Annotated in this window: 15 protein-coding genes; 4 read left to right on the top strand and 11 right to left on the bottom strand. The window is 63.2% G+C overall.

Annotated elements, in window-relative coordinates; genetic code table 11:
* Positions 1–37 precede the first annotated feature (37 nt).
* The 3 genes from PQ455_RS19980 to PQ455_RS19990 all read right to left on the bottom strand — a co-directional run bounded on the left by PQ455_RS19980 (position 38) and on the right by PQ455_RS19990 (position 2,454).
* On the bottom strand, positions 38–1,276 hold the full coding sequence (locus PQ455_RS19980) for an ATP-binding protein (RefSeq protein ID WP_273692057.1): 1,239 nt from the start codon (positions 1,274–1,276) through the stop codon (positions 38–40).
* A gap of 101 nt (positions 1,277–1,377) precedes the next feature.
* Positions 1,378–2,115: a response regulator gene (locus PQ455_RS19985; protein ID WP_037522488.1), complete on the bottom strand. Its 738-nt coding sequence runs from the start codon at positions 2,113–2,115 to the stop codon at positions 1,378–1,380.
* Between the two features lie 81 nt (positions 2,116–2,196).
* Complete coding sequence (locus PQ455_RS19990) at positions 2,197–2,454, bottom strand: EF-hand domain-containing protein (protein WP_120253633.1); 258 nt, start codon at positions 2,452–2,454, stop codon at positions 2,197–2,199.
* 224 nt (positions 2,455–2,678) lie between these two features.
* Here PQ455_RS19990 and PQ455_RS19995 point away from each other — a divergent pair, with 224 nt between their 5' ends.
* From PQ455_RS19995 to PQ455_RS20010, 4 genes are all read left to right on the top strand, one after another.
* Complete coding sequence (locus PQ455_RS19995) at positions 2,679–3,089, top strand: hypothetical protein (protein WP_051887041.1); 411 nt, start codon at positions 2,679–2,681, stop codon at positions 3,087–3,089.
* 139 nt (positions 3,090–3,228) lie between these two features.
* Complete coding sequence (locus PQ455_RS20000; RefSeq protein ID WP_037522490.1) at positions 3,229–4,302, top strand: efflux RND transporter periplasmic adaptor subunit; 1,074 nt, start codon at positions 3,229–3,231, stop codon at positions 4,300–4,302.
* Positions 4,299–7,394 carry an efflux RND transporter permease subunit gene (locus PQ455_RS20005; RefSeq protein ID WP_206517729.1) on the top strand — a complete coding sequence of 1,032 codons (3,096 nt, stop codon included), beginning with the start codon at positions 4,299–4,301 and terminating at the stop codon, positions 7,392–7,394. Before PQ455_RS20000 ends, PQ455_RS20005 begins: the two co-directional genes overlap by 4 nt.
* Positions 7,391–8,725, top strand: a complete 1,335-nt coding sequence (locus PQ455_RS20010; protein WP_120253631.1) for a TolC family outer membrane protein — start codon at positions 7,391–7,393, stop codon at positions 8,723–8,725. The genes PQ455_RS20005 and PQ455_RS20010 overlap by 4 nt, the downstream gene beginning before the upstream one ends.
* A 14-nt stretch (positions 8,726–8,739) precedes the next feature.
* Here PQ455_RS20010 and PQ455_RS20015 read toward each other — a convergent pair whose 3' ends face one another.
* The 8 genes from PQ455_RS20015 to PQ455_RS20050 all read right to left on the bottom strand — a co-directional run bounded on the left by PQ455_RS20015 (position 8,740) and on the right by PQ455_RS20050 (position 16,562).
* On the bottom strand, positions 8,740–9,159 hold the full coding sequence (locus PQ455_RS20015) for a hypothetical protein (RefSeq protein ID WP_120253630.1): 420 nt from the start codon (positions 9,157–9,159) through the stop codon (positions 8,740–8,742).
* A 176-nt stretch (positions 9,160–9,335) separates the two neighbouring features.
* On the bottom strand, positions 9,336–9,641 hold the full coding sequence (locus tag PQ455_RS20020; protein ID WP_051887045.1) for a hypothetical protein: 306 nt from the start codon (positions 9,639–9,641) through the stop codon (positions 9,336–9,338).
* Between the two features lie 31 nt (positions 9,642–9,672).
* Positions 9,673–10,338, bottom strand: coding sequence for a DUF4410 domain-containing protein (locus PQ455_RS20025; RefSeq protein WP_080727357.1), 666 nt, complete (start codon positions 10,336–10,338; stop codon positions 9,673–9,675).
* Entirely contained in the window at positions 10,335–11,177 is an 843-nt protein-coding gene (locus tag PQ455_RS20030; protein ID WP_120253629.1) for a hypothetical protein, read from the bottom strand. The genes PQ455_RS20025 and PQ455_RS20030 overlap by 4 nt, the downstream gene beginning before the upstream one ends.
* Positions 11,178–11,590: 413 nt before the next feature.
* The gene (locus PQ455_RS20035; RefSeq protein WP_155276513.1) at positions 11,591–11,746 is read right to left on the bottom strand and encodes a hypothetical protein; all 156 of its coding nucleotides are present in this window, start codon (positions 11,744–11,746) and stop codon (positions 11,591–11,593) included.
* 675 nt (positions 11,747–12,421) lie between these two features.
* Entirely contained in the window at positions 12,422–12,790 is a 369-nt protein-coding gene (locus PQ455_RS20040) for a hypothetical protein (RefSeq protein ID WP_010409068.1), read from the bottom strand.
* The gene (locus PQ455_RS20045; RefSeq protein WP_048939652.1) at positions 12,787–14,895 is read right to left on the bottom strand and encodes a site-specific integrase; all 2,109 of its coding nucleotides are present in this window, start codon (positions 14,893–14,895) and stop codon (positions 12,787–12,789) included. Before PQ455_RS20045 ends, PQ455_RS20040 begins: the two co-directional genes overlap by 4 nt.
* 2 nt (positions 14,896–14,897) lie before the next feature.
* Positions 14,898–16,562: a hypothetical protein gene (locus PQ455_RS20050; protein ID WP_048939653.1), complete on the bottom strand. Its 1,665-nt coding sequence runs from the start codon at positions 16,560–16,562 to the stop codon at positions 14,898–14,900.
* Positions 16,563–16,613: the final 51 nt, after the last annotated feature.

Consider the following 16,613-nt stretch of genomic DNA (forward strand, 5'->3'; position numbering starts at 1 on the left):
ATCATCCGGTCGGGTGCCATGTATCAGTCCGTGTCGGTCATGCCGGTCCGGTTCCTCCTGCACTGCGGAGCAACAGGATGGCGCGAAACCCGCCTTCCGCGCGATTTTCCAGCACCAGGTCGCCCCGGTAGCGCTGGGTCAGTGCCTGGACGATCGACAGGCCAAGGCCCACGCCCCCCGTCCTGCGCGCGCGCGACGGCTCGAGCCGCTCGAACGGTTCGGTCAGGCGCGGCAGGCTGGGTTCGGGTACGCCGGGGCCGTCATCCTCCACCATGATGCGGATGAACGGGCCGTCGGGTTCGACAAGGATACGCGCCTGTCCGCCGCCGTAGCGAACCGCATTGTCCAGCAGGTTGGCCATCATGCGCTGGAAGGAAATATGGGAGACATGGGCATGGACGGCATGGGGCAGGGGCGCGACGTCCACATGCTGGTTGCGCTGTAGGCGCTCTTCGGCGACCAGCGCCAGTTCGGCGCGAATGTCGCATGTCGCCATGTCCAGGTCGGTCGCGGCCGATTCCCATGCGAAGGTAAGCGTGTCGCTCAGCAGGTCGCGCATTTCCTCGATATCCTTGGCCGCCAGCGCGCGCTGCTCCTCATCCTCGATAAATTCGCTGCGCAGGTCCATGCGGGTCAGATAGGTGCGATAATCATGTGCGATGGCCGCGAGCATGCGCGTTCGTTCATCAAGCAGCGTCCGCAGATGCTGGCGCAATTGCCGGAACGCTTCGCCCAGTTCCACGATCTCGCGCGGGCCGTCGGGCTTCAGCGCATCCAGCCTGTCCTCGCGGACAGCGCGGGCCAGCCGTTCGACAGGCCGCGTCGTCTGCGCGGCCAGCCACAGGATGACAGCGATATCGACAATCGCAACCGCCGCCAGGAAGAGCATCAGATTGTTGACGATCTTGGTCAGCGGCGCTGCGACCATCTGTTCGATCATGATGGCATCGCCGCCGGACAGGGCGACCGATATCCGCACGGGGTTCATCGTGACGGCGGGGCGCATGTTGAGGTCTGCGGGGCCGATATCGCCTGATGTTTCGATGCGAAATGGCCTGCCGCCCAAAGCCTCCTGATAGCGGGACAGGGTCGCGGGCGTGGCAGAGGATGCCTGGCCCGCAGGCAGTGCCGCCAGCATGGTGACGCGCATGGTCGCATCGGAAAAGGCGCGGACAAGATCGGGATGCGATCTGGGCGGCGTGCGTTCGAATGCGGTGACGACCAAAGCGACCTTTTCGGGAACGGGCACCCGATATAGCGGGGCCATCTTGCGCATGTCCGTCTGTTCTAGGAACAGCAGAATGACGGCAATCATGGCCAGCAGATGGAGCAGGACGATGAGGCCTATCCGCTCTCGCAACCGGGGCGGGCGCAGCTTCAGCATCGGGTGACGGCCGGTGCGAACAGATAGCCGTCGCCCCGCACGGTCCGGATCATCACGGGTTCGCGCGGATCGTCGCCCAGCTTGCGCCGAAGCCGGCTCATCTGCACGTCGATGACGCGATCGACCGGACTGGCATGACCGCCTCGTGTCCAGTCGATCAGCAGTTCGCGCGACAGGATGCGGCGTGGGTGTAGCACCAGCGCATGGAGCAGGTCGAATTCGCTGGTGGTCAGGCCCACCGGCTCGCCCGCCGGGTTGGTCAGATCGCGGGCTCCCAGGCGCAGCAGCCAGCCGTCAAACCGGAAACTGTCGCCATTCTCCTCGCTGACGGCCGTGTCTATGTCACGGGTCCGGCGAATGATGGAGCGCAGCCGCGCCAGCAATTCCCGCTTGTTGAACGGCTTGGCGAGATAATCGTCGGCGCCGATTTCCAACCCGATGATCCGGTCGATCGGATCGTCCTTCGCCGTGACGATCAGGATCGGCAGGCGCGGCCAGCGGGCGCGCAGGCGCTGGCATATTTCCAGCCCATCCTCGCCGGGCAACATCAGGTCGAGGATCAGGCAATCGAGCCGTTCCAGCACGCCATCGACGTCGAGGCCGGCCGAATTTTCCATGGCCAGGACTTCAAACCCCTCACGGGTCAGCAACATGCGCACCAGATCTCGAATGCCGGGATCATCCTCGACAATCGCGACCTTGCCATTTGATGCCTGCGTTTCGGCCACCATGCCATACCTCTTTGTCGTCAGCGCCTGTGCCGATGGTGCAGCGCCCCCGGAACCATCTAGCATGGTTCCAGGGGCAATTGATCATTTGCCACGTTTTGCGGCGGCGGCGCGCAGTTCGTCCGGTGTGATCTTGCCGTCCTTGTCGGCGTCGATCATCGCGAAACCACGATCGCGGCGACCGGCCGCCTTCCATTCTTCCAGCGACAGCGCGCCATCCTGATTGGTGTCGGCCTTGATGAACATTTCCCTGGCCTTTGCCGACGCATCCTGCGCCATGGCGGTCGGGCTCTGGGCGATGACCGCGGCGGCCAGCGACAGGGCGATCGTCAGATATTTCATGTCATTCTCCTTGTATCAGGCCCAAAATGAGCGTGGCCGATATAGCGCGCGCCACCGCAGCATGTTCGATCCCCAGGTGAAGACAGATTACAGTTTGTAACAGCGCGATCCGGCGCCCGATCCCGCTGCAAATATCCGACACATTATGCGGCAAGGCCGTTCACGGCCCGGTGCGACATGTCCTGTCCCGCGCCTTTTGCTGACGCGGAGAAGGAGTATGCTTCATGACATTGCGCCAATTCACCACGATCATCGTTTCGACCCTGGCCATCGCAGCCAGCATATCGACGGCCGAAGCCCGCAACCGTTCCTTTCAATATAGCCACAGCCGCAACGTGCAGGGGCCGAATGGGCGAGGGCTGCACAGCAGCTACAACGCCTCGCGCGGCGGCGGGCAGGCAGCCATGACCCGCAATGTCCAGACCAATGACGGACGTGGCTTCAGCAGCCAGCGCGGGTATCAGGCGCAGGACGGGCAGTTCCACGGCTCCACCAGTCATGTGACCAACAGCGGAAAAAGCTGGGGGCGATCGACCAGCGCGACAGCCAATGGCGATGGGACCGCAACCTATCATCGCAACATGACCGGTCCCAATGGCGGGTCGGCCTCATGGTCCGGCACTATCGGCGACTGACCAGGCTGAACGCGCGCCTAGCGCCGCGAGCCTGTTACATAGCGTTACAAAGTGCGTATCAGATGGTTGCAGACCTGCTCCATTCCCTTGGCCTTGCATGAACCGGCCTGCCTCGGCGGCCTTTTCCCATGGGGATGGAATGGCACGTTTTGCCCATATCGTACCGATCGCGTTGCTGCTGCTTCCGGCCTGTCGGGATGAGCCGCAGGTCAGGGATGAACGACGCGCCGTGGCCGTCCAGCGCATTCGCGCCGATGCCGGCATCGGCACAACCTATGCCGGCGAAATCCGGTCCGCCTTCGAAAGCCAGATCGGTTTCGAAGTGGCGGGCCGGATCGTCGAGCGCAGGGTCGACCTTGGCAGCAGCGTCCATGCGGGCCAGACGTTGCTGCGTCTCGACAACAGCGATTATGCGCGGGCGCTGGACAGCGCGGCGGCGCAGAGCGGTTCGGCCCGGACCGCCGCCGCCGTGCAGCAGGCTGATCTGGCGCGGTCGCGCGAATTGCTGAAGCAAGGCTTCATTTCCCCCGCAGAGTTCGATCAGCAGAAGGCGGCGGCCGTTCAGGCGCAGGCGCAGTTGCGTGCCGCCGGCGCCCAGAGCGGAACGGCATCGGCGCAGCTGGGCCGCACCGTCCTCACGGCGCCGCGCGCCGGCGTCGTCACGCAGATTCAGGGCGAGGTTGGTCAGGTCGTGGGCGCGGGACAGGCGATCGTGACGCTGGCCGATCCGTCCCGGCCGGAAATCGCGGTGGCGCTCCCGGAAGGCAGTCTGGACCGGATCCGGTCCGCCTCACGATTGAGTGTGAGCGTGTGGAGCAGCCCGGGCCGGCGTTATGCTGCCAGGCTCCGCAGCATATCGGGCGCTGCCGATCCTGCGACGCGGACCTTTGCGGCACGCCTGTCCGTCGATGCGCCGGCACAGGCGCTGCTGATGGGCGAAACCGCCGAATTGCGGGTCGAAGGCGATGCCGGCGATGCCGCCGTCCGCGTGCCGCTGACCGCCGTGCTGCAATCCAACGGACGCGCGCAGGCTTGGGTACTCGACCGGCGAACGATGGTGGTGCAGCCGCGCGCCGTGCAGATCGGCGCGGCGCAGGGCGACATGCTGACCATCCGGTCCGGCCTGAAACCGGGCGAGACCATCGTCACGGCCGGGGTGCATCTGCTGCGTGCGGGCGAGAAGGTTCGTATCGTGCAGGTGCCGCAGTCATGAGCATCGACATGAAGGGCATGAACCTGTCCCGCTGGGCGCTCACCCATCAGCAGATGGTCGGCTTCCTGCTTGTGCTGGCGGCCGTTGCGGGCCTGTTTTCCTACATGGCGCTGGGGCGCAAGGAAGACCCCGAATTCACCGTCAAGACGATGATGATTACCGTCGGCTGGCCCGGCGCGACGGCGCAGCAGATGTCGCAACAGGTGATCAAGCCGCTCGAGACGGTGTTGACCGAGAATATCGCCGAGATCGATTATGTGAAGAGCAAGGCCCGACCGGGCCAGGCGACGCTCAACATCACGCTCATATCGACGGTCAAGAGCAGCGCCGTCCCCGATATCTGGTATCGCATCCGCAAGACCGTGACCGACAATCGCGCAGACCTGCCCGACGGGGTCGTCGGACCGGCCTTCAATGACGAATTCGGCACGACCTACGGCAATATCTATGCCGTCACGGGCGACGGCTTTTCCTATCCGGTGCTCAAACGCTATGCCGAGACGCTGCGGGACCGTATCCAGGCGCTGCCCGATGTCGCCAAGACGCAGATCATCGGCGCGCAGGATGAAGCTATCTATGTCACCTATGACAGTGCGCGTCTCGCCATGTCGGGCATTTCTGCGCAGGCGATAGCCGACGCGCTCGACACGACCAACGCGGTCGCTGCATCAGGGATCGTAGAGGCCGGCGCGGAACGTGTGCGGATGCAGGTGACGGGCGATTTCGCATCGGTGGAGGCCATTGCCGCAACGCCGATCGTCGCCAATGGCAAGAGCGTTCGGCTCGACGCCATAGCCAGGGTCGAACGCAAGCCGGTCGATCCTGCGACGTTCAGGATGCGTTTTGGAGCGAAGGATGCGGTCGGTGTGGGCATCAGCCTGCGGTCGGACGGTGACGTTGCGCGTCTCGGCGAGGATCTGAAGCGCACGATCGCTGCCCTCCAGTCCGAAATGCCGGTCGGCGTGGGCATTCATACCGTGTCCGACCAGACCCATGTTGTCGACGAATCCGTCGGCGAATTCACGACATCGCTGATCGAGGCGATCGTCATCGTGCTGGCGGTGAATTTCCTGTCGCTGGGCTGGCGGCCGGGCATCGTGGTGGCGCTGTGCATCCCGCTGGTGCTGGCGATGACGTTCCTGTGCATGTTGTATATGGGCATCGACCTTCAGCGCATTTCGCTGGGCGCACTCATCATTGCGCTGGGTCTGCTGGTTGATGACGCGATCATCGTGGTCGAGGCGGTGGCGACGCATCTGGAGGCGGGATGGACCCGGACGCGGGCGGCCGTCAGCGCCTATAGCGTGACCGCGGTGCCGATGCTGGTCGGCACGCTCATCACCGTCGCCGGTTTCCTGCCGATCGCCATGTCGAAGGCGACAGCCAGCGAATATGTGATCTCGCTGTTTCAGGTGATCGCCATTTCGCTGGTCCTGTCGTGGATCGTCGCGGTCATTTTCACGCCGTTCATCGCCTATCATCTGCTGCCCCAGCGCGCGGATGCGCGTGACGACGCGGGAGAGCCCGAAGAACAATATGAAGGCCGCTTCTACGGCTGGTTCCGGCGCGTGCTCGACCGCTGCCTCGACCGGCGCAAGACGGTGGTGGCGGTCGCGCTCGCCATGTTCGTGGGGTCGATGCTGCTGTTCCAGATCGGCGTGCCCCGTCAATTCTTTCCCGCGTCCGACCGACCCGAACTGGTGATCGACCTTCAGCTGTCGCAAAATGCAAGCTTCGCCCAGACGCAGGCGGTTGCCGCCCGCATGGAAAAGCTGCTGGCGTGCGATGACCGGGTGACGTCCACCACTGCCTATGTCGGTGGCGGGTCGCCGCGCTTCTACCTGCCGCTCAATGTCCAGACGCCCGATATCACGCTGGCCGAACTCGTGCTCCAGACCAGGGATGAGGAGGCGCGCGAAGGCGTGATCGCCAGCATCCAGAGCCTGTTCGCCACGCATTTCCCCGAAGCGCGCGGCCGTGTCAGCCGTCTGGAAAATGGCCCGTCGGTCGGCCAGCCCGTGCAGTATCGTGTGGCGGGACCGGACCTTGCGCAGATCATGCCGGTCGCGAAGAAGCTGGAGGAATTGATCCGTGCGGACAGTCACGCGCGCGACGTGAACAGCGATCTGGGCGAACCGCTCAAGGCCATTCGGGTCGACCTGGATCAGGATAAGGTTCGCGCGCTCGGCCTGTCGACGCAGGCGGTGCAGCAATCGTTGCAGGCGGCGATTGGCGGGGCGGGTACCACCAGCTTTCGGGATCGCGATCTGGCCCTCGACGTGGTGCTTCGCCTGAGCGCGGCTGAGCGGACCGACCTTGGCCGCATCGCCAACCTGCCGATATCGACGCCCAATGGCGCGGTGCCGCTGGCCCAGCTTGGCCATGTATCGGCGGGCAGCGAACCGGCCGTGATCTACCAGCGCAACCGTCAGCCGACCATCACCATCTCCGCCGATGTCGAAGGCGAGCAGGCAAGCGACCTGACGAAGCGGATCGAACCACAGATCGCGGCGCTGCGCCGCGATCTTCCGTCCGGCGCCTCCATCGTCAAGGGCGGGTCGGAAGAACAGAGCAGCATCAACCAGAAGGCGACCATGGCCGCCGTGCCCTTCGCCATCTTCGTGATCGTCATCCTGCTGATGCTCCAGCTCCAGAATGTGAAGCGGATGCTGGTGGTGCTGGCGACCGGGCCGCTGGCGCTGATCGGCGTGGCGCTCATCATGGCCCTGTTCCGCATCCCCTTCGGCTTCGTCGCCATGCTGGGATCGCTGGCGCTGTTCGGCATGGTGCTGCGCAATTCGGTCATCCTGATCGCGCAGATCGACACCTTGTCGGGCCATGGCCTGGCGATGCGGGAGGCCGTGCGCGAAGCCGCCGTCCATCGTCTGCGCCCGATCCTGCTGACCGCGCTCGCCGCCATCCTCGCCATGATCCCGCTCACCCGGTCGACCTTCTGGGGGCCGATGGCTTGGGCGATCATGGGCGGCCTGATGGTCGCCACTATCCTTACCCTCATCGTCCTGCCCGCGCTCTACGAGCTGGTCTTCGACCGCCCGCAGCATCGCGCCGACAGCCAGGAGATTTCCGCATGAAACGCCTTTTCCTCTGTACCGCAGCGGCCATGCTCGCGCCGCCCGCCCATGCGACCGACCTCATGGAAGCATGGCAAGCAGCGGCGGCGCATGATCCCGATCATCTGGGCGCGCAGGCTGAGCGCGACGCGGGGCAGGAGGCCGCCGTTCAGGCGCGGGCGCTCAAGCGGCCCAGCGTACAGCTTCAGGGCGGATACCAATATAATGTCACAGAAACCAACGCCCGTTTCCCGGAAGAACTGGACCCGGTCTTTACCGGAAGCCGATCGAGCGGCCGGGCGACCGTTGGCGTGCAGGCGGTTCAGCCTTTGTATGATGCATCTAAACATGCACAGTCGATCCAGCTGCGCGAAAAGGCGGCAGGCGCCGATGTGCAGTTTGCCGGCGAGCAGCAGCAACTCATCCTTCGTGTATCGCAGGCCTATTTCAAGGTGCTGGCGGCCGAGGACAGGCTAAGCTCCTATCAGGCGCAGGTCGATGCGGCGGAACAGCAACGCCGCGGCGCGCAGGCGCGTTTCGATGCCGGGCGCGCGCGCATCACTGACGTGCGCGAGGCGGAGGCCCGCCGCGACGCGAGTGAAGCACAGCGCATCGGCGCCGAGGCCGAGTTGGCCTATGCCCGTGCCGATTTTTCCGAACTGACGGGCTTGCCGGCGGAAGGGTTGGACCGACCCGCCGGGAATTTCGCCGCGCCGTTGCCGCTCGTGACGCTGGAAGCATCCATCGAGCAGGCGGAGCGTCAGTCGCCGCTGGTGAAGGCGGCCGAGCATCAGGCAAAGGCCGCAGGAGCCGATATCGACCGCTACGGCCTTGCGGGACGCCCCGTCGTCGAAGGCGTCGCCGGTTATCAGGGCCAGTATCGGCTGGGCGGGGAAGGGGGCAATGGCATCATTCCCGACCGCATCCAGTCGGCGTCGGCCGGGCTGCGTATCACCATTCCGCTCTATGCCGGTGGGGCGATTCAGTCGAAGGAACGGGAAGCCCGCGCCAACGCCGTCAAGGCCGAGCGCGCCCTGGATGCCGCGCGGCGGGATGCTCGTCTTCAGGCGCAGCAGGCCTGGCATGCCGTATCGACCGGCGCGCGCCGCATAGCTGCCCTGAACACCGCAAACCGGTCGGCCGGCTTGCAGCAGGATGCGGCCAATACCGGGCGAGAGGTCGGCATCCGCACGCAGGATGATGTCCTGAATGCGCAGAGCCAGAGCTTTTCGACCGACCGCGACCGGCGTCAGGCCATATATGATTATATGACGGCCCGGCTCCAGCTCGCTGCCGCGACTGGCGATCTGGGCGATGAGACGCTGGCCGGAGTGAATGCGCTGATGAAATGATCGCCGCCTGACGATCAGGCGGCGATCAGGCCGGTCGAAGCGACGGCACGCTTCACCGGCTCGCCGCTGTCGATGTTAAAGGCCATGTCTATCATGATGTGCAGCGACCTGATGGCATGGCGGAAAGCGCTCGCCAGCGCGACGCTGCATTCGTGGACCAATTGGCGCTCGCGCCCTTCGATCATGTCGAGCAGTCGCCATTCATCCTCCGACAGGGCCAGGCCGGTACCGCAGCGAAACGGATGCCCCAGTACGAGTTCGGATAGCCTCATCAGGCTGTCGCAGGCGGGGGCCAGCTGTCCGCAGCCATGGCGGGCGAGCTTGCGGTAGAGATGCGGCTGGGCAGGGATGTGCAGGTGCCGCGCCCGACGCCACTGACGGGCGGCGGTCAGCACCAGCTGCTGTTGAATGCTGAAGGAAAATGTCGCAGCCATGGGCTGTCCTTTCGGGGCAAGATCATCTTATCGGGGCATGTGGGTCACGCGCTGTATGGTGTGTGCCGCACTGGAGCCCGACCATCGGATCGAAAATCGATAGCGGCATGGCGGCATGAGCAGTGCGATGTGGTGGCTGCGCTTGTGTCCGATGAGATGCAGTAACGGGAAATAGCTCATTGGCAGCGCATCTCCGTTTCCGCGGCCAGGGGATTGACCTGATGCTGGCTCAGAAATTGATAAAGGCCGCAAAGCAGCGCCTGTGCGGTCGGAATCGGCATGCCGATCCGGCCGACGATGACACGTTCCAGGCTGGGATCGGGGCGGCCATGGTCGGCCCTTGGATTTTCCAGCGTGACCGTTACGATGCCGTTGAGCAGTGACAGGCCAGTCAGGCCGCCAGCCAATATTTCCGGTGCGAACATATTGTCGACCAGCGGAATTTCGGGAAGCGGCGGCTGGATGGGGGGATGCATCTTCATTGCGGGAACCTTGCTGGCAAGAGGGGGAGGGTCAGCCCTTGTCGGATGGCCAGGGCCAGCCGGACGCGCGGTAAAATTGCCGCGTTTGCTTGACGATGAGAGCAGCGGATCGCTTGGCGCCTCTGTGCAGCCCGCTGCGGCTTCCCATCAGCAGGCCGACGCCACCACCGATGGCAAGGCGCGACAATTCGCCGGTGGCGGCCGCCACAGCGCCCGGCACGATCAGGCCGGGCTTGCGCCCATCCTTGGCGGTGGCGGAAAAGGACATGGCCGGGCCGGCTTGTCCGGCGATGTCGAACGAGGCTTTGGTGAGCAGGGCTGATCGACCCGCGCCGAAGCCGATCAGTAACCGTTCGGCACTGTTGCCGGGATCGGCCCGGACGATCTGGACTCTTACCGTGGCTCCGCCGGGAGAGGGCTGCCCGTCCGTCGTGACGGAGGCGGGGAGGCCAGCCTTGCGATAGGCCTTGACGAGTTCGGCCAGCAGACGATGTGCGGCCCTGCCCGCATCGGGATCGGACCGGATGTCCGGCGCCAGCGTCACCCGCACCCCAATGGCGCCGGGTATCTGCTGCGACCGCGCGGGCGCCATGCTGAGGTCATGGACGGCTGTGCCGGCGCACGCTGGCAACAACAGCAGGGCGCCGACCAGCGGTATCGCCGCTGCGCGCATCCGGCCGCTTCCCGCCATGGTCATTCGCCGCCACCTTCGCCGGCAAGGTCGACAGGCAATGCCTGGACGCCGGGCGCGTCCGCCCTTGCCGCCGCGGGCACGGGCGCAGGCACGCCGATGCCCGAGCGCGTCAGGCGAAATCCGAAGGCATAGACCCTGCCGTCAAAGGCGACATTGACCCTGATATCTGCCGGATGGCCGGCGTCCCGATCGATCGGCAGGATGACCATGCCACCAAAGCTGCTGCCGGGGTCGATCGTGGTCGTCTGTAAAATCTCGGTTCCCAACTGGTCCAGCGTGTAGTCGAGCTTTCGGTCGATGCCGCCGATTACCATCGCGCCGCCTGCGACCGCGGCCGTCGCGCCGATCACGCCGGGCGTATCGTCCTGCCAGTGAATGGCCTGGGTGAAGCCGCCGCGCGGGCCACGGACATGGCGATAATAGCTGCCCTGGTTCGATGCGGTGGATGCGACGCCTGCCAGCACGCCGGCGAACAGCGCAGTACCGATCTTCGCCTGACGTGCCTTCCGCTCGGCTGCTTCCGCCAGTTGCGCATAGGTGGGAACGGGTGTTGGAATGCCGTTCACGACAGCGGTGATATTTTCCATCCCCAGATTGGCGGGGCGGCCGTCATGGTTGAAGATGGCAATGGAAAAGGCGGCGCGTCCGTCTTCCACCGGCAGGGGCCGAATTTCGACGGTAGCCGTCGGTGATTTCAGGGAAATGGTCGCGCTGCCATGCTGATAGCGCGCCGTTTCCGCGCCAATCTGCTGTGGATAGAGCGTCATGGCCGGGGCAGCATTGGCGATAGTCGACACGCTGGCGAGCAATGCGGTCGCGACCGCGATCGGATAATGGTTCATGGTGAAGCCTTTCGAACAAGAAGACGCGGTGCGGATCCGGGGGCGAGGATCCGCACCGCGTCGGCGCTGGCCGTCCAGGGGGAGGAGCAAGGGACAACGGCCAGCGCAAAGGGGAAATTGCGGTATGCAATCAAGGGGACGGATCTGGCCGCAGGATGATCCGTGTCCAGCATCGCTCATCCTGCCGCATAACCGCCTCCTTGATGTCTGAGGCTGTTATCGGCTCGTCAGGCAACAGGAGTTGGCGACGATTGTAAATCTTTGTGACGCCCGGTCGGCTTTGGTGATGCGCAGGGTGCTGGCCGAGTTGGGTATCGCCATCTCGGTTGGGATCTTGATGGCACTTCAGATGGCAGGCGAGATCGTTGACGGGGAGTCCATGTTCGACTTACCGCACGCAGTGGACATCGTTGTCATGCTGGGAGGGCAGGGGTGCGCGTGCCGTCCGCGTCGACGACCGTGACATAGAACTGAGTGATCCAGGTGAACCGGTCGTTCCAGTTGCCCTTTAAAAGCAGAACCTCATTGCCGCTGCTCGCCGCATCGAAGGTGCTGGCGACCCGGAACATTCAATGTGCGACCGTGACGGTCAATCCGTGGCAGAGAAGCCCTTGCTTCAGGCGCAGGGACATATCTTCGATTTCACGATCCATCGATGGCGGCGGCCTTTTCTTGCCGATCATCTAGTAACAGTCTGAGTTGAGGCAATCATCTTGGTGAAGGTCGACCCTGGAGAGCTGCACCGGATCCTCCATCGCGACGCATCGATCAAACGCCATACCGGTGTCGCAGCGATTGTAATCCCTTGCTGGGCGGCCACGAAGGTTCGCAACGAGCAAACGGCAGGTTCCGAAATAAGCTGCCGTTAGAAGCCCGAGCGGTGAACGACGCATTTTGGTCGGTTGCCGACTCCGAACGACCGTCAGCTATCCACGCATCCCGGCTCCGAACCGGACAGTCGCCTACCGGCCAATCGCGGTCATTTACATGCGAGATACCCATTCAAGCTGCTGGTCGCAGGCGGGCCGTTGATTGAGGGAATTCTTCGTCGAGTGATGGGCCCAACCAAAATCCATCAAGCGTTGTGCAGGGGAGGATCAGTGCTGCGCAAGCGGGGAGGGTTTTACACTGAACCTGCCTTCAATGCGTAGCCCGCCCGTGGCGGTCTCGCGTCGCCATGTAGCGTAGAGCGAATTGAGCGTGCAACGTGGCGTCGATTGTAATGTCCTCAGGACTTGCTCGCATCATGAGTCGGCCGGCCGTGGTTTTGGCAGCATTGAGCGCAATTGCCGGAGTTCCGCGTCTTTGGCTTCCAACGCAGCCTCCAGCATGATGATACGATTGAGCAACTGGTTGATCACGTTTCGCAGCTCGGCCTTGCCGCTCGTGCTTTGTGGTTTAGCCTTCGGCGGCTTCGGAGCTTCATCGAACAAAGCGAGAAGTTTGGAGCATCGATAGGCCGTCGCTCGACTGACCCCCGCCTCGCGCGCAACATTGGTTATGCTCAGCTTGCCATTCGTCGCGGTGCCTTTGCCGTCGCGCAAGCGGTTATAGGCGTCAAGCAGCGCGACGGTGGCTTGCGATTTCCGGGGAGGGTTCGCTTTCGTCGTCATCGTTCGACCTGTTCCAGCAACTGCCTGTAAATATCGATCTGTGCCTCAATGGCGTGTTTCTGGATCGGGCTGATGTTCTTGCCATTTTTCATGGTCTCGGCATCTGCGATGCATGATTGCAGAGCCAGCACATGCCGCCTCGCCACCACGCTGTTCGGACAACGAGCAGGCTGGCACCTCGTAAATGCCGGCTGCGCCTCAGCTCCTTTCACCTTCAAGCAGAGGGCGTGGTCGGCATAGAAGAAGCAGTCGTTGATATAACCCGGATGAAGCGTGACGGCGGTGTTCGAGAGCATTTTTGCGCGGCGCCGATCATCAACGACCGTGCCGGGCAGATCTCCGATCTTGTTTCTGATGCTTGTAAATTCGGCGACGAGTTTCGATCGCATGGGGCCGCCTGGATTGATCCCTGCCTTCCAGTCCTCGTACATCTCGACGATATCGCTGAGCTGAGCGAGGCGACGTTCCTCTTCGATCTCCGAACGGAAGCCGGATTGGGAAGTGCCCGCATAGCCTTCGAACATCATGGCGCTCGCGTGCCCATATTGTATCATGCCCGCGATCACGCCGAAGGGCTGACTGGCGATGTACCATGCAAGGGTGCGGCGGAGCTGACGCGTGCGCCACCGCCAGGGTTCATCACCCTCGTCCGGGATATGATAAAGTGCCAGTATGCGGTCGGCTTCGGCGGGCGCCGCCGCTGCCATTTCTTCGGCGAGCCGGCGACACTCTTTGGCAAAGTAATTCAGGTATACGGTCGATTGATGCGCCGTAAGCTGGACATTGCCCACCCCCCGAATCAAGGCCGGTTTGAACAGGGGCTCATCATCTCGCGGCGCTTCCGTTCGATCGGCGCTGTTGTGTAGATAGTCCTGCAACCGTATTGCTGCCAATACGGCCCTGGCAACAGGCTCTATCACGGTCCAGCGATGTTCAGCGCCGTCGACGTTTTTACGGGTTTTGAAGATTCTTCCGACGAGTTCGTAGCCCTTAACCTTCCCATGTTCGTCGCGCATGAGTCTGAGGCAACCACGCTTGAGCGCGGCCGCTTCCTCGCCGCGCATTCCTGATAATAGGCCGATTACGAGATAGCACGCGGCTATCGCCGGTATGAAGGTATAACGGCTGCTGAAGCTGGGAAGATGCGACCGCCACGCAATGTTTGTTCCTGGCATGCTGGCCCAACCACTGCTTGCGCCTGGGCGCTCGGTTCCGAGTTGCGAGATTGCCTTCTCGAGCATAGCTGAGCGTGCCTTCAGCACTGCCACGCCGAGGCCGCTGGCCTTGCAGATTTCTGGCCACGCGGGTCGACCATCTTGGGTCGCCGGTACTCCAGAGCCCGATGCTTCAAGCGCATCCAAATAAGCGCGCAGGCGCTGGTCGCTTAGTTTCGGTGACACTCTCTGCCGACGCGCGGCGATGTTGATGCCAGCTATACGATGTCGGGCGATAAGATCGTCGATCCCATGATGGACGTAGAACATGGCCCACCGCAACGCCGGCGCGCTAATGGCTTCCGGTATTCGCGGTGTGACATTTTCTCGGCCACCCCGGTATCCCGCGATCCTAGTCGCTGAACGGTTACCCCAAGGAGCTATCTCGATTCCCCGGAACGACAGGGAGGGCGTATAGAGCGCAAGTCGCCGTACGCAGAGGATCTTGTAGACAAGAGTTGCCGGTGCGAGGTGCCGCTTCGCGGACAGCCACTGATCCAGCCAAGGCTGATCGATCTCGTGGAGTCGAAGTCCGGCTTCCCGCACTTCTTGTAGAAAATGCCGGATTATATTGCCGACCTGCATCAGCGAACCAGGTTTCAGGACGCCGAGGCGGCCGCGCACATTGTCTCGGGAGTCGTAGTTTAAAGACAGGAACAGGTATTCTCGTATGAGCTCCCGCTCATCAGCATCGGCGATCCGACCGAAGCAGATACAGGCTTCATGGGCCTTTGTCGGCCGCGCGATGGCACATTCGAGCAGCCACTTATCGTCCCCGACCAGAGAGATATTCTGCTGCTCACGGCCACTCACGACCATCTGGGGCGGAATCACCAATGCCGAACGGTCAATCCGCCAAGATGCTTCGGCACGTTCCAGAACCCGACGCATGTTCAGCCCCGCTGAAGATGTGGCGGCAGCGCTGGCGCCACAGCGGCATTTTCCGCCGTGGACCGAGCCTGTTCGATATCGCCAGCGTCGAACACGGGGAGTATCTGTACCATAATTCGATTATGGTCGGCGCTGTAGCGCTCGTGCCACTCCGCTTCCGTCATGACGGCGCGCCGTTCAGCTAGCCATGTCAGATAGGTCAGCAATGCAGGCAGTTTTCGTGCGGTGAACACTGCATTCGAGCAATGGAGGCAGCCGGTGAACGCGGTGGCGCAGGAGCCGTTGTCGTTCCGCCCAAGAGGGCTCGACCAAAAGCCGGAACACATGCCAAGGAACGTATCGGCATCGCCTGAGACCAACGACGCGACCGCGCCTGCGTCGAGCTTTTGGTTTCCGATCGAGAGGCCGGATGCGAGCGCGCTGACTTCCTCCTTCGGTGGCAGGACCAACGGCATCATCGCCATGTCGAACAGTTGACCTTCAGCGACCGCTACCGAGCGTGCATGCTCTTCTCGAAGCCCGTCCACCGCGGCATAATGCCGAGCGGCAACTGGCTTCGAGTGATCGCTCGCGAAGCGCCGAAGGTGGCCTGTGTGGCGCAAGTAATTGTCCCGCTTCACCGTCTTCCTTAGCCGGGCGGGAACGATCTTGGTTATCGGCTTGCCCGCTTCGTCGACGAGCCCAAGGCTCCTGATCGCGGCATAGAAGTTGTGGGTAGAAAGGCTGAACCGCCGCCAGCTCGGCAGTCCGGCTGCAACGAAGCCCACCCACAGGTAATCCGCATTCGGGTCCCCTCGATCGGCCATTCGCTCGGCGGCGGGTCGGGATAGTTCGAGGGCAAGGCGAACGAGTCCGCCGGGCGTATTAATTCCACCATCACGCACGCGTTCGCGCTTGATCTTCGCGCGGGGGCCGCCTCGTCCCTTTGTGTATTCAATGGAGACGTACCCTCTCGCGGGGTTCTTCAGGCAGTCGCGCCGCAGGGTCCGCAGGCATTCTATCGGCATTTCGACCCGGAGCGCGATGGCGATGATGAAGCAGATCGCATCAGGCAGGGTCAGAACGAGAAGATCGCTGGCCGCGGCGATGGCAACCTTGCGATATTTGAACATGTCGAACTCGCTTCGAGCGGGGCGCGTGCCGTCGGCGACCCTCAGGAACACATTCTCAAAGCGGCTCCTCTCCGGCTTGTTTCGCAAAGCTTCGATCTGCTCGCGGCCCGACAAGATCCTTTCGCGTGTAGCTACCACGCTGCGATCAGCGGCGTCTTTCAGGACGCGAGCGACGAACGGTGTCAACGGTTCGCGGGGCCGTAATGCCGTTCCGTTGTGCCGGCTCGTGAAGTTGATCCGCGCCTTCAGATCCGGACGAAGCAGATCAGGGTTTCGTTCGTCTATCGCGCGAAGGCCGTGAACAAGGCAACGGAACCGGGAGTATTGACCCCGAACGTCGCAGGCATCGATGTCAGCGGCCGTGATCACGCGAAGCCCCCCGTTGAGGCGCCCGCTGGAGGACAGATGTTTCCCGAGCGGGATCCAGCTCTGTCGATACTGTTCGACACTCGGGACGGCCAGGCCGGCGAACAGCTCGTTCATCATCGGCCCAAGGTACAAGGCAAGATCGCGACCCAGGCCTTCGTTCCCCACCTCGTGCAGCAACCAGGTCATTTCGCGCCCGACACCGTCACGATGATGATAGGCTACGATCGCGTCGGCTCG

Origin of the sequence: Sphingomonas naphthae, assembly GCF_028607085.1 — a bacterium.
Taxonomy (GTDB): domain Bacteria; phylum Pseudomonadota; class Alphaproteobacteria; order Sphingomonadales; family Sphingomonadaceae; genus Sphingomonas_Q; species Sphingomonas_Q naphthae.